13 protein-coding genes are annotated in these 14,160 nt (G+C 66.3%); all 13 read left to right on the top strand.

Annotation, left to right across the window (positions count from 1 at the left end):
- Positions 1-31: 31 nt before the first annotated feature.
- Positions 32-1,075, top strand: coding sequence for an N-acetyl-gamma-glutamyl-phosphate reductase (gene argC, locus AOP75_RS00065; protein WP_201774133.1), 1,044 nt, complete (start codon positions 32-34; stop codon positions 1,073-1,075).
- Positions 1,072-2,247 (top strand): bifunctional glutamate N-acetyltransferase/amino-acid acetyltransferase ArgJ, encoded by a 1,176-nt coding sequence (argJ, locus tag AOP75_RS00060; RefSeq protein WP_062076365.1) that lies wholly within the window; start codon positions 1,072-1,074, stop codon positions 2,245-2,247. Before argC ends, argJ begins: the two co-directional genes overlap by 4 nt.
- Complete coding sequence (gene argB / locus AOP75_RS00055; protein ID WP_062076364.1) at positions 2,244-3,161, top strand: acetylglutamate kinase; 918 nt, start codon at positions 2,244-2,246, stop codon at positions 3,159-3,161. The genes argJ and argB overlap by 4 nt, the downstream gene beginning before the upstream one ends.
- Complete coding sequence (locus AOP75_RS00050; RefSeq protein ID WP_062078224.1) at positions 3,158-4,384, top strand: acetylornithine transaminase; 1,227 nt, start codon at positions 3,158-3,160, stop codon at positions 4,382-4,384. The genes argB and AOP75_RS00050 overlap by 4 nt, the downstream gene beginning before the upstream one ends.
- The gene (gene argF, locus AOP75_RS00045; protein ID WP_062076363.1) at positions 4,384-5,313 is read left to right on the top strand and encodes an ornithine carbamoyltransferase; all 930 of its coding nucleotides are present in this window, start codon (positions 4,384-4,386) and stop codon (positions 5,311-5,313) included. Before AOP75_RS00050 ends, argF begins: the two co-directional genes overlap by 1 nt.
- A gap of 2 nt (positions 5,314-5,315) precedes the next feature.
- A complete protein-coding gene (gene argR / locus AOP75_RS00040; RefSeq protein WP_062078222.1) occupies positions 5,316-5,804 on the top strand; it encodes an arginine repressor in 489 nt (162 codons plus the stop codon).
- A 99-nt stretch (positions 5,805-5,903) separates the two neighbouring features.
- Positions 5,904-7,106: an argininosuccinate synthase gene (locus AOP75_RS00035; protein ID WP_062076362.1), complete on the top strand. Its 1,203-nt coding sequence runs from the start codon at positions 5,904-5,906 to the stop codon at positions 7,104-7,106.
- Entirely contained in the window at positions 7,103-8,542 is a 1,440-nt protein-coding gene (argH, locus tag AOP75_RS00030; protein WP_152649883.1) for an argininosuccinate lyase, read from the top strand. Before AOP75_RS00035 ends, argH begins: the two co-directional genes overlap by 4 nt.
- Positions 8,543-8,593: 51 nt before the next feature.
- A complete protein-coding gene (locus tag AOP75_RS00025; RefSeq protein ID WP_236683040.1) occupies positions 8,594-9,745 on the top strand; it encodes a M20/M25/M40 family metallo-hydrolase in 1,152 nt (383 codons plus the stop codon).
- Entirely contained in the window at positions 9,742-10,593 is an 852-nt protein-coding gene (locus AOP75_RS00020) for a GNAT family N-acetyltransferase (RefSeq protein WP_152649882.1), read from the top strand. The genes AOP75_RS00025 and AOP75_RS00020 overlap by 4 nt, the downstream gene beginning before the upstream one ends.
- Entirely contained in the window at positions 10,583-11,710 is a 1,128-nt protein-coding gene (gene menC, locus AOP75_RS00015) for an o-succinylbenzoate synthase (protein ID WP_062076359.1), read from the top strand. The genes AOP75_RS00020 and menC overlap by 11 nt, the downstream gene beginning before the upstream one ends.
- Before the next feature lie 31 nt (positions 11,711-11,741).
- Positions 11,742-12,365, top strand: coding sequence for a uridine kinase family protein (locus AOP75_RS00010; protein WP_062076358.1), 624 nt, complete (start codon positions 11,742-11,744; stop codon positions 12,363-12,365).
- Between the two features lie 225 nt (positions 12,366-12,590).
- Positions 12,591-13,853 (top strand): tyrosine--tRNA ligase, encoded by a 1,263-nt coding sequence (tyrS, locus tag AOP75_RS00005; RefSeq protein WP_062076357.1) that lies wholly within the window; start codon positions 12,591-12,593, stop codon positions 13,851-13,853.
- Positions 13,854-14,160 lie beyond the last annotated feature (307 nt).

Below are 14,160 nucleotides of genomic sequence, written 5' to 3'. Positions count from 1 at the left end.
TGGGCATGCACTGGCGTGTATAGTTATGCATATGCCAATCTCAGTCGCAGTCTCTGGTGCCTCCGGATATGTTGGCGGCGAGGTGTTGCGCGTGTTCAGCGAGCATCCGGACGTGGAGTTCGGAGCGCTGACCGCTCATTCCTCCGCCGGTGACCGATTGGGGGTGCACCAGCCTCACTTGCGCACGCTCGCCGACCGCGAGATTGTCGCGACCTCGCCGGACACGCTCGCGGGCCACGATGTGGTCGTTTTGGCGCTGCCCCACGGGGCGTCTGGGGAAGTGGCTGCCCAGTTGTCGCCCGACACGCTTGTCATCGACTGCGGTGCTGACCACCGCCTCGCCTCATCCGACGCGTGGGCGGAGTACTACGGCGGGGTCCACTCCGGCACCTGGCCATACGGAATGCCGGAGTTGATGACGGCCGACGGCCACCAGCGAGATGTGTTGCCCGGCGTCAAGCGCATTGCTGTGCCCGGATGCAATGTCACCGCCGTGACGCTCGGCCTGCAGCCCGGCGTAGCCGCCTCAGTGATCGACCCCACGGACATCGTCGCCGTGCTTGCGAACGGATACTCGGGAGCCGGCAAAAAGTTGGCGACCAACCTGCTGGCGTCTGAGGGCCTCGGCGCCGCCAGTGCATACGGAGTGGGGGGTATTCACCGCCACATCCCCGAGATTGTTCAGAACTTGGGCGTCGCTGGCGCAGACGACGTCAAGATCTCCTTCACCCCCACGCTGGTGCCGATGGCACGTGGCATCCTTGCCACGATCACGGCGCCGTTGGCTTCAGGAGTGAGCGCTGACGAGGTCCGGGCGGCGTGGGAGCAGGCTTACGCGGACGAGCCCTTCGTTCACCTTCTGCCCGAGGGCCAGTGGCCCACGACCGCCGCAACGTTGGGCGCCAACACCTGCCTGGTGCAGGTCGCGGTTGACGAGAAGGCCGGACGCGTGGTCGTCATCAGCGCGATCGACAATCTGGTCAAGGGCACCGCCGGACAGGCGCTGCAGTCGATGAACCTGGCGCTGGGGTACCCCGAAACGAGCGGACTCCAAGTCCTGGGGGTGGCACCGTGAGTGTGACGTCAGCACGCGGATTCGTGGCCGCCGGCGTGGCCGCGGGTATTAAGTGGACGGGTGCCAAGGACGTGACCGTCGTCGTGAACGAGGGGCCGGCGAAAGTGGCCGCTGGTGTCTTCACGACCAATCGAATTGAGGCTGCGCCCGTGACGTGGTCGCGGCAGGTCGTGAGCGATGGCAAGGCGGACGCTGTCATCTTGAACTCGGGCGGCGCGAATGCGTGTACCGGCCCCGAGGGGTTCCACGACACGCACCGCACCGCCGAGCACGTTGCTCAGGCCCTTCAGGGCACAGGTCGCGACGTCGGTGCCGGCGACGTGGTGGTGTGTTCGACGGGACTCATCGGCGTGCGATTGCCGATGGACACCTTGTTGACGGGGGCCGATGCTGCGATCGCCACGCTTTCCGCCGAGGGCGGGCTGGACGCGGCTCAGGGCATCATGACGACAGACTCGGTGCCGAAGACGGCTGTCTCGGAGCGCTCCGGCTGGACTGTGGGCGGCATGGCCAAGGGCGCCGGCATGCTCGCGCCAGGCATGGCCACGATGCTGTGTGTGGTCACCACCGACGCGATCATCGATACCGCCGTTGCCCAGGCAACCCTCGCATCGGCCGTCTCCCGCACCCTCAACCGCGTCGACTCCGACGGATGCATGTCCACCAACGACACCGTCATTTTGATGTCTTCTGGGGCCTCCGGCCAGGAGGTTCCAGCGGCGGAATTCGAGGAGGCGTTGACCGAGGTGCTCGCTAGCCTGTCTCGCCAGCTCGTCGCTGACGCTGAGGGCGCGGGCCACGACATCGCGGTGACAGTCTCGAACGCCACCAGTGAGGAGGCGGCCGAGGCAGTCGCACGGGCGATCACGCGCTCCAACCTCTTCAAGACCGCAATCTTTGGCAACGACCCCAACTGGGGACGCATCATTTCCGCGGCCGGCACCGTTCCTGAGTCCGTGGCCCCCTACGACGCGACCACGCTCGACGTTTACGTCAACGGCGTGCAGGTGTGCCGTGCCTCAGGGGTGGGGGAGGACCGCGACCTGGTGGACCTCACCGGCCGCGAGGTGACCGTAGAAGTCGACCTTCACGCAGGTGCGGCCTCCGCCACCGTCTGGACCAACGACTTGACCCACGACTACGTCCACGAGAACAGCGCATACAGCTCATGAGCACAGACATCGATTACCCCGACCTGACCCCTCACCAGAAGGTGGGCGTCCTCATCGACGCCATGCCATGGATCGAGAGCTTTACCGGCGCGACCGTCGTCATCAAGTACGGCGGCAACGCCATGATTGACGACGACCTCAAGGCGGCGTTCGCGCAGGACATCGTGCACCTGCGCCTGCTGGGGTTGCACCCCGTCGTTGTCCACGGTGGCGGCCCACAGATCTCGGAAATGCTTGGCAAACTCGGCATCGAGTCTGAGTTCCGCGGCGGCCTGCGCGTGACCACCCCAGAGGCGATGGACGTGGTCCGCATGGTCCTCACCGGCTCCGTGTCGCGCGAGCTCGTGGGACTGATTAACGACCACGGACCGCTCGCTGTTGGACTCTCCGGTGAGGACGCAGGCCTGCTGCAAGCGAAGCGCCGTGAGGCGACTGTCGACGGCGAGAAGGTCGACGTCGGCCTGGTCGGCGATGTCGTGAAGGTGAATCCCGCGGCGATCGAGGACATCATCGCGGCTGGGCGCATCCCCGTCGTATCAACCGTGGCGCCAGACATGGAGGACCCCACCACGGTCCTCAACGTGAACGCGGACACCGCCGCTGCGGCCATTGCCGTCGCATTGCGAGCGCGCAAGCTCGTCATGTTGACCGACGTCGAGGGCCTGTACGCCAACTGGCCCGACCCCGCGTCGCTGGTGCGCCGCATCCACGCCTCGGACGTCGAAAAGATGCTCCCGTCCCTTGCCGCCGGCATGGTCCCCAAGATGGAGGGCTGCCTGAGGGCTGTGCGCGGCGGCGTCGCGCAGGCGCACATTATTGACGGCCGGGAGCCGCACTCGCTGCTCACCGAGATCTTCACGTCGCGCGGCATCGGCACCATGGTTCGCCCAGATGACACGGACCTGTGGGCATGAGCGCCGCACAAGAGTCCGCACTGAGCGGCGCAGGGATCGCCCGGTACGAGCACGCGCTCATGGGAACCTACGGCACCCCCATGCGGATGTTGGAACGTGGTGAGGGCAACTTCGTCTGGGACGCCGACGGCAACAGGTATCTGGACCTCCTCGGCGGCATCGCAGTCAACGCCCTTGGCCACGGACACCCCGCATGGGTCAAGGCGCTGACGGATCAGGCGGCCACGCTCGCCCACGTGTCCAACTTCTTCGCCACGGCACCCCAAATTGCGCTGGCCGAGCGGCTGCTCACCCTCGCGGAGGCCCCCGAAGGGTCGCGTGTGTTCTTCTCCAATTCGGGAGCCGAGGCCAACGAAGCCGCCTTCAAGATGGCGCGCAAGACCGGCCGTGACACGATCATCGCCTTCGAGGGCGGGTTCCACGGGCGCACCATGGGCGCGCTAGCCATGACTCACAAGCCTGCGATCCGCGAGCAGTTTGGGCCCATGCCGGCGGGCGTCGTGTTCCTGCCAGCGAACGACGCTCAGGCACTGCGCGCTGCTGTCGCTGAGGCGGGCGATAACCTCGCGGCCGTCATCGCTGAACCCATCCAGGGCGAGGCCGGCGTGCGTCCCCTTGACCACGACTTCCTCACGTTGGCTCGTGAATTGACGAGCGCCGCCGGCGCGCTACTGATCCTTGACGAGGTCCAGACCGGGGTCGCGCGCACGGGCGCATGGTTCGCTCACCAACTGTTTGGCGTGCAGCCTGACGTCATGACCCTGGCCAAGGGCTTGGGAGGCGGCTTCCCGATCGGTGCGGTCGTCGCCTTCGGTGATCGCGCGGGTCAACTCCTCGGTAAGGGCGAGCACGGCACCACCTTTGGCGGCAACCCCATGGGCGCCGCAACTGCGCTCGCCACGCTCGACGCCATCGAGCAGGAAAACCTCTTGGTGAACGCAAAGACCGTGGGCGCCCACCTGACCTCCCGCCTTGAAGCGCTTGAAGGCGTGCTTGAGGTGCGGGGCGAGGGCCTCATGCTCGCGATCGGACTGGCACAGCCCCAGGCTCCCCAGATCGCCGCCGCAGCCGTTGACGCCGGCTTCATCATTAACCCGCCGTCGCCGGACACCATTCGGTTGGTACCTGCGCTCACGCTGTCCGTCGCAGAGGCGGATTCCTTCATTGACTGGTTCTCCTCCTACCTCGAGGACAACCCTGGATCCCAAGACGGGGGACGGTGATGACCCGCCACTTCCTGCGAGATGACGACTTGACGCCTGCCGAGCAGCGTGAGGTCCTCACTATGGCGCTACAGATGCGAAGCGACCGCTTCGCCCAGCGACCCTTCGAAGGCCCGCAGGCCGTGGCGGTCATCTTTGATAAGCATTCGACTCGCACCAGGGTGTCCTTCTCCGCAGGTATTGCGGAGCTGGGCGGATACCCCCTTGTCATCGATGCCGCGAGTTCGCAAATGGGTCGCGGCGAGTCCATTGCTGACACCGCGCGTGTGCTGGAGCGCATGGTGAGCGCGGTCGTGTGGCGCACTTTCGGGCACGACAGGCTTGAGGAGATGGCCGCTCACTCTCACGTGCCGGTCGTCAATGCGCTGACGGACTCGTTCCACCCGTGTCAGATCCTTGCGGATCTGGCCTGCATCGCAGACGCCCGCGGCGGTGTCGCAGCGTTGTCGGGGCTCGACCTTGCCTACGTGGGCGATGGCGCAAACAATATGGCCCACTCCTACCTGCTCGGTGGCGCCACCGCTGGCATGCACGTGCGTGTAGGGACGCCAGAGGGCTACCTCCCCAACGCTGACGTCATCGCACGCGCCACGCAGATCGCCGAGGAGACGGGCGGATCGGTCACCGTGACGCACAGCCACGACGAAGCCGTGCGCGCCGCCGACGTCATCGCGACAGACACCTGGGTATCCATGGGTGATGAAGGCGAAAAGGAGGCACGCGAGCAGGCCTTCGGCGCATTCCAAGTGAGCGACCGATCGCTTGAGCTGGCCGCGCCCGGCGCCCACGTCATCCACTGCCTGCCCGCCTACCGCGGCAAGGAAATCACCGCCTCCGTCATCGACGGCGAACAGTCGCTGGTGTGGCTCGAGGCCGAGTACCGGCTGCACGCTCAGAAGGCCCTGTTGACCTGGCTGGTGGCGCAGTGACCATGACCCAGACGATTCCCGCCACCAAGGCAGCTCGGCAGGCGCTGATTCGGCGTTTGATCGAGTCTGAGGCCATTCACTCGCAGGGCGAGCTTGCGCTGCGCCTTGAAGGCCAGGGGATTGCGGTGACCCAGGCGACGCTGTCGCGCGACCTGGTGGACATCGGCGCGGTCAAGGTCCGCGGTCTGGGCGGGGCACACGTGTACGCGACGTCGGACATGCTCAGCGCGTCAGAGGACACGGATCAGCGGCTCACGCGCCTGTGCGGCGAATTGCTGTTGGCGGCAGACGGCTCGGCGAACCTCACGGTGCTCAGGACTCCGTCTGGGGCCGCCCAGTATTTGGCATCAGCAATCGATCAGCACGACGACCCGGCCATCTTGGGAACCGTGGGCGGTGACGACACCATCATGGTGATCGCGCGGGACCCCCAGGGCGGGCTGCGGTTGGCTCGCCGGTTCCTGGAGCGAGCCGTCGGGGGCGGCCACTAGTTCTCTGACCTGCCTCCGTGACACAAACTTCACGAGAATTGCCGGCCTGCCCGGCACAACACGACGCAACGACACACAAGATTCACAAGGAGACACAACATGACTGACCGGGTGGTGCTCGCATATTCGGGCGGACTGGACACGTCGGTAGCCATCGGCTGGATCGCCGATGCCACGGGAGCAGAGGTCATCGCCGTCGCGGTGGACGTCGGCCAGGGTGGAGAGGACCTCGAGGTCATCCGTCAGCGCGCGCTGGACTGCGGTGCAGTCGAGGCGTACGTCGCCGACGCTCGCGACGAGTTCGCCGAGGAATACTGCATGCCGGCGCTCAAGGCCAACGGCCTGTACCAGGACAAGTACCCGCTGGTGTCGGGGCTGTCGCGCCCCGTGATCGTCAAGCACTTGGTCGCCGCTGCCCGTGAGTTTGGCGGCACCACCGTCGCACACGGTTGCACGGGTAAGGGCAACGACCAGGTGCGTTTCGAGGTCGGCATTACGTCGATCGCACCTGACCTCAAGTGCATTGCTCCGGTGCGTGACCTCGCGTTGACCCGCGATAAGGCCATTGAATACGCGGGCCGCCACGCCCTGCCGATCGAGACCACCAAGTCGAACCCCTTCTCGATTGACCAGAACGTGTGGGGCCGCGCGATTGAGACCGGCTTCCTCGAGGACATCTGGAACTCGCCGACCAAGGACGTGTACAACTACACCGACGACCCGGCTTTCCCGCCGGTCCCCGATGAGGTCACCATCTCGTTCGAGCGCGGCATCCCCGTCGCCATCGACGGCGAAAAGGTCACCCCGCTGCAGGCCATCGAGATTCTGAACCGCCGCGCCGGCGCTCACGGAGTGGGTCGCATCGACATCGTCGAGGACCGCTTGGTGGGCATCAAGTCCCGCGAGGTGTACGAGGCCCCGGGCGCCATTGCTCTGATCGAGGCCCACCGCGAGCTCGAGAACGTGTGCCTCGAGCGCGAGCAGGCTCGCTTCAAGCGCGGCGTGGAGCAGAAGTGGGGCGAGTTGGTCTACGACGGCATGTGGTCGTCGCCGCTGAAGGACTCGCTCGACGCGTTCATCGAGGACACTCAGGAGTATGTGTCTGGTGACGTGCGGATGGTGCTGCACGGTGGCCGGGCCACGGTGACGGGTCGTAAGTCCGATGTGGGCTTGTACGACTTCAACATGGCCACCTACGACGAGGGCGACGCCTTTGATCAGTCGGCCGCCCGCGGCTTTATCGAGATCTACGGCCTGGCGGCCAAGCAGGCTGCGGCACGCGCCGCACGCGTGAAGGGATAACCCCAGTGGAGCAGCAGCACGGCACGAATGAAGGCGCCCTGTGGGGCGGTCGCTTTGCTCAGGGCCCGGCGGAGGCGCTGGCCGCGTTGAGCAAGTCGACGCAGTTCGATTGGCGCTATGCGGACGACGACCTGCGTGGGTCCATCGCTCACGCCAATGCTCTTCATCGTGCCGGGCTGCTGTCTGACACGGAACTCGCGGTGATGGTCGACGGCTTGGAGGAGCTGCGCCGTGATGAAGCAAACGGCACGCTTCAGCCCGCGCCCTCCGACGAGGACGTGCACGGTGCCCTTGAGCGGCTCCTGATCGAGCGCATCGGCCCGGAAGTGGGCGGCAAGTTGCGCGCAGGACGCTCGCGCAACGACCAGATCGCGACCCTGTCACGCATGTACCTGCGCAGGCATGCACGAGTGATCGCGGGACAGGTGCTCGATGTGGTCGACGCGCTTCTTGAGCAGGCGGACCGGCACATCGATTCGCCCATGCCTGGGCGCACGCACTTCCAGCATGCGCAACCCGTGACGCTGGGCCACCACCTGATGGCCCACGCGTGGCCGCTGCTGCGCGACGTTGAGCGGCTCGTGGACTGGGACGCACGCGCCGCGAAGTCGCCCTACGGCGCGGGCGCTCTTGCCGGTTCCACGCTGGGACTTGACCCCCAGGGCGTCGCCGATGAGCTCGGTTTCTCCGCGCCATGCGAAAACTCGATCGACGCCACGGCCTCGCGCGACGTCGTCGCTGAGTTCCTATGGGTGACGTCGATGATCGGCATCGACCTGTCGCGAATCTCGGAAGAGGTCATCGCGTGGGCGACGGTCGAGTTCGGTTTCGCTGGCCTCGACGACTCCTACTCCACGGGGTCGTCGATCATGCCCCAGAAGAAGAACCCGGACATTGCGGAACTTGCGCGAGGAAAGGCGGGGCGTCTCATTGGCGACCTCACCGGACTGCTCGCGACGCTCAAGGGCCTGCCGCTGGCATACAACCGTGACATCCAGGAAGTCCACGAGCCAGGTTTCGATGCCGTGGAAACGCTCGAGGTGCTGTTGCCGGCGTTCTCGGGAATGGTGAGGACGTTGGTGTTCCGCGAGGAGCGACTCGCTCAGCTTGCACCCGCCGGTTTCTCCTTGGCGACAGACATTGCCGAGTGGCTCGTGAAGGAAGGCGTGCCGTTCCGCGATGCTCACGAGGTCGCTGGCGCGTGCGTGCGCTTGTGTGAGAAGCGCGGCAAGGACCTTCACGAGATGACGCGCGAGGAAATGGAGGGCATTCACCCCGCCCTCGATGAGCGCGTGCTCGAGGTGTTGACGGTCGAGGGCTCATTGGCTGCCCGCAACGGTACTGGCGGCACTGCTCCCGAGCGCGTCGTTGAACAGGGCAAGTCGGCGCGCGAGCGGGTGCGGTACTACCGTCCCTGGTCTGAGGCCGGGGCGTAGTAGCTTCCCCGCGAAACACCGTCGTCACCTGACTTCTGACACCATGGCGGTGTGAGCCTCGCAGACGCCCTCGCCGCCCGCCTACCAGCGATGCTGGAAGACGTGCAGCGCATCATCGAGTGCGAATCCCCGTCAGACGACCTGCAGGCGAATGCCCGCAGCGCAGACGTGGTCGCCGACGTGCTGGGCGCCCGGCTCGCAGACGCGGGCCTTCCCCGCGAGCCGGAGCGGATCGTGACCGAGGGTGTCACCCACCTGAGGTGGAGAGGTGGCGCGAGCACCCGAGTGCTCCTTCTGGGCCACCACGACACCGTGTGGCCGCTGGGGAGCCTCGAGGCGCATCCGTGCGTCATCCGTGATGGCGTGCTCACCGGCCCCGGGTGTTTCGACATGGCGATCGGGTTGGTCCAGGCGGCCCATGCTGTCGCCGCTCTCGCTGAGCGCGATGGGGCCGATGCCGTGGCTGGGGTGACCATTCTGGTCACGGGGGATGAAGAAGTGGGGTCGTCTACCTCGCGTGGCCTGCTCGAGGATGAGGCACGCGGCGCGCAGGCCGTGTTCGTTCTCGAGGCGGCCGGGCCGGCTGGAGCGCTCAAGACGCAGCGTAAGGGCACCGGGATGTACACGGTGATGGCGAAGGGGCGTGCCTCGCACGCCGGCCTCGACCCCGACCGGGGCGTGAACGCGGGCCTCGAACTCGCGCACCAGTTGCTTGCAGTCGCGAGCCTCCATCAGTCCGGCGACGGCACCACCGTGGTGCCCACCAGCGGCATGATCGGCTCGACGGCGAACACGGTCCCCGAGGCAGCATCGTTTGCGGTGGATGTTCGTGCTGGCTCGGCAGCGGAGCTCGCACGAATCCACACCGCGATCACGTCTCTGGCGCCGGTCACCCCGGGCGCAACGATTGAGGTGGCGGGGGACGTCAATCGGCCACCGTTGGAGCGCTCGATGGCTGCGGCGCTGTTCGAGCGGGCCCTGCGCCTCGCTCCCGTTGCCGGCGTCACCGACCTGCAGGAGTGCGCGGTGGGCGGTGCCTCGGATGGCAACTTCACGGGCGGTCTTGGGGTTCCCACGCTCGACGGGCTCGGGGGCGTCGGGGGCGGAGCACATGCAGCGGACGAACACGTGGAAATCGAGCACGTGGCGCCGCGCGCGACGCTGCTCGCGTTGCTCGTCGAAGATGTCTTGGCGCACCCATGAGGGATGAAGACCTGCACGCGTCTGCGCCACTGCGCTCGAGCGCGAACAAGGAGCCCCAGAACTCCGCTTCCCGGGCCGGGGTGGTCATTCGTTCGCTCAGCCCCGGACAGGTCGGGGACGCGACTGCCCTCCTCACGCGCATGTGGGGCGCCCCCGTCGTGGAGGCGCCGCTCATGGTCGCCCTCGGCCACGCAGGCAACTATGTCGCGGGGGCGTTTCTCGAAGAAGAGTTGGTGGGAGTCTGTGTCGCGTACTTCTCTCAGCCGCTCGGGCACGCGCTGCACTCCCACGTCACCGGGGTTGCGCCGCACGCCGCCCGCCGCGGCGTGGGTATGGCGCTGAAAATGCATCAGCGCGCGTGGGCACTCGAGCGCGGGCTCACCCAGGTCACGTGGACCTTCGACCCGCTCGTGGCCCGCAACGCGGCGTTCAACCTCAACCGGCTTCGCGTCGAGGTGGCTGAGTACCTCGTCGACTTCTACGGGGACATGTCCGACGGCGTCAACCGCGGCCAGACGAGCGATCGTTTGCTCGCCCGGTGGGATCTGACGCAACCCGTGGTGAGCACCCCTCACGGCGACTCGCGTACGGCGCTGCCTCAGGCATCGGCCCTCGTGACCGAAGGCCGCGACGGCATGCCGCGCATGACCGTCTCCCACCCGCAAGCCGCCGCGATCTCGGTCGCGGTACCTCGCGACATCGAGAGCCTCCGTGCACACCGCCCGGCCGCGGCGCGCGCCTGGCGAACTGCGGTGCGCGAAGCGCTCGGACCGGCAATGCGCGGCGGGTGGACCATCACTAGCTTTACCGACCACCACTATGTGCTGGAGGCACCGGATGCAGATTGACCACGTCACCCTTCACTCCTTGCGGATCCCGTTGGTCGCGCCGTTCACTACGTCGTTTTCGACCCAGCATGCGCGCACGGTTGTCGCGGTGGAGGTCGCGGCGATGACCGACCACGGTGAGATCACGGGCTGGGGTGAGTGCGGCGCTCTTGCGGAGCCTGTCTATTCGGAGGAGTACGCAGACGGCGCCGTCGACGTCATTGAGAGGTTTGCGCTGCCACGGCTCGCCCGCGCTCAGCGCGAGCGTCCCCTCACTGCGGAGACTGTGGGGGAGCACCTCGCGCCGATTGTGGGCCACCGTATGGCCAAGGCAGCGCTTGAGTCCGCCATCCTCGACGCGCAACTCAAGGCATCCCGCACTTCCTTTGCTGACTACCTTGGAGTCACCGCCAGCCGTGTCGCGTCGGGCGTGTCCGTCGGCATTCAGGATTCCGTGGACGCCCTTCTCGAGGCGGTCGCAGGCTTTGTCGATCAGGGCTATCAACGCATCAAGCTCAAGATCCAGCCAGGGTGGGACCTCGAGCCCGTGCGCGCTGTGCGCGAGGCGCACCCGGACGTGCCGTTGCAGGTCGACGCCAATGCGGCCTACACCCTCACCGACTCCGCCCACCTGCGGGCACTCGACGACTTCGATCTGCTCTTGATCGAGCAGCCGCTTGGCGAAGCGGACATGCGCCAGCACGCCGAGCTCGCCCGCGTGATGCGCACTCCCATGTGTCTTGACGAGTCGGTGGTCTCCGCCCAAAGCGCCGCAGACGCCATCGCGTGGGGCGCGGCAGCGGTCATCAACATCAAGCCGTCCCGGGTCGGTGGCTACCTCGAGGCCCGTCGCATTCACGACGTTGCGCGGGCCTCGGGAATCGCCGTGTGGTGTGGCGGCATGCTGGAAACTGGGCTCGCGCGCGGCGCGAACGCAGCCCTGGCTGGACTACCGGGCTTCACCTTGCCCGGCGATATCTCAGCCTCGGATCGTTTCTACGTGCGCGACCTCACGACGCCCTATGTGCTGAGGGACGGACACATCGACGTTCCGACCTTTCCCGGGCTGTGCGAGGAGCCGGATGCCGAAGCGGTCGCGAACTTCGCGGTTGCCTCGACGCGCGTAGATGTCGCCTAGCGCTCGATCACCACTGCCGTAGCCTGGTCCGATGCCGCAGGCGACACTCACCGAACTGGTTGCTCTCATCCGGTCCGCTCCACCATCGCCGGGCGGCACCAGCATTGTCCTCATTGACGGCCCAGCCGGCTCGGGTAAGACCACCCTTGCCTCACGTCTGGCCGTAGCGCTCGGCGGCGCTGAAGCACCCGGGCCAGGCACCTTCGATCCCGCTGCCCCGACCGCGGCGGATTCCCCCGTGCAGATCATTCACGCCGACGACATGTACGAGGGCTGGACGGGCATGTCCAGTCTCGACACGGTGTTGGTCGAACAGGTCTTGATGCCGGTCAGTGCCGGGGAGACAGGTGGGTTCGAGATGTGGGACTGGCACCGTCACGAGCGGACCCACCACATTGCGGTGCCACCCGGGCCCGTCCTCATCGCCGAAGGTGTGGGCGTGGGGCGTCGCGCCGCGCGCGAGGTCGCCTCGCTGCTGCTGTGGATTGAGGCTCCGGATGACCTTCGCCTTCAACGAGGTCTCGCACGCGATGGTGCGCACGTGCGCCACGAATGGATGGCGTGGATGCGGGACGAGGCCACGCATTTTGCGGCCCATTCCACCCGCGACCACGCGCACGTCATCCTCGACGGAACTGCTCCCATCCCGGACTGAGTGTGTGAGGAATCTGAGACCACTCTCAGACCGGCCCGCATACCGTCGAAGGTGTCGCTGGATGCGCGGCCACGCGAGTCGGTAGGACCCCTCTGCGGACGTCCACCCCTCAGCGCCGATTCGTGCTCGGTGTCTGTGCGTCCAGCGACCCTTTCTTCTTCCTCGGAAAGGCGGCGTGCCGCATCGGCGTGACCGGTGCCGGCGCCTGGCACAATGGCAAGCATCATGACGACGCACATTCTTGACGAGCTCGCCTGGCGCGGGCTGATCGCGCAGACCACTGGTGAAGACGACCTCAAGGCGTCCCTCGACGAGGGACCGATCACGGTGTACTGCGGCTTCGACCCCACTGCGCCGAGCCTCCATCACGGTCACCTCGTTCAGTTGGTACTCCTGCGCCACCTTCAGCAAGCGGGACACCAGGTGCTCCCGCTCGTGGGAGGCGCGACCGGAATGATCGGCGATCCTCGCATGTCCGGCGAGCGTGTGTTGAACACCAAGGACACGGTGGCCGAATGGGTGGAACGGCTGCGCTCGCAGATCTCCCGCTTCCTGGACTTCGACGGCGACAACCCGGCCCGCATGGTGAACAACCTTGACTGGACGGGGGAGCTCACGGCGATTGACCTCTTGAGGGAGATTGGCAAGCACTTCCGCCTCGGCACCATGATCGCCAAGGACACCGTCGCGCGCCGGCTCGCCAGCGATGAAGGCATCTCGTTCACTGAGTTCAGCTACCAAGTACTCCAGGGCAATGACTTCCTTGAGCTGTACCGTCGTCACGGTTGCACCCTGCAGACGGGTGGAAATGACCAGTGGGGCAACCTCCTCAGCGGCGTCGAACTGATCCGCAAGGCTGAAGGAACGTCCGTCCATGCGATGACGACGCCACTGATCACGAAGGCGGACGGTACCAAGTTCGGCAAGACCGAGGGCGGCGCCGTGTGGCTGGCTCCGGACATGATGAGCCCGTACGCCTTCTATCAGTTCTGGATCAACACAGACGACGCGGATGTCGTGCGCTTCCTGAAGATCTTCACGTTCCGCACGCGCGAAGAGATCGAGGAACTCGAGCGCAAGGTGGCGGAAGAGCCGTTCCGCCGGGAGGCGCAGCGCACATTGGCATGGGACGTGACCGCACTGGTGCATGGGGCCGATGCCGCGGACGGTGTTGTCCACGCGTCTCAGGCGCTCTTTGGACGCGCAGAACTCGAACGCCTGGACGTGGCAACACTCGACGGGTGCGCCGCTGAGCTTGGGGCGGGCGACGCCTCCGCCGACGCCACGGTGGTCGACGCGCTGGTCGAGGCCGGCATTGTGAAGTCGAAGTCGGACGCGCGCCGGGCGGTTCAGGACGGGGGAGCGTACGTGAACAACGTCAAGGTCGACTCCCTGGAAGCCACGCTCGCGGACCACGATGCGCTGGCGGGTGGCTGGTTCGTCCTCCGACGTGGAAAAAAATCTGTAGGAATGTTGCGGGTGCCATGACCGGTCGCGGGCGAGAGGCCGGTCCCTACTGGGATCTACCAGGGAAGACGCTCCTCGAAACCCGCGACACGCCCGGGATTTGCGCGATTTGACGCGGGGCCCGAGCGCCCGTAATGTATTCCTCGCTGCCAAGGACGGAAGCGCTTCGGAAGGGCCTCAGAGAGGTCAGGATGAAGAGCTCGATTGTCAGCCACTCACTCTGCTCAAGCTTTGGTTCGCTGCGGCGCGCCTGAGGGTGTAGAGTGGGAGATCCCGCTGATCGAACAGCGTCACAATACGCCGGCAAGGCGATTTGACGCGGTGAGAC

The organism is Demequina globuliformis (genome assembly GCF_000975155.1).
In the GTDB taxonomy this organism is placed as follows: domain Bacteria; phylum Actinomycetota; class Actinomycetes; order Actinomycetales; family Demequinaceae; genus Demequina; species Demequina globuliformis.
Note: the sequence above shows the minus strand (reverse complement) of the source record. Positions and strands in the feature narration are given on the sequence as shown.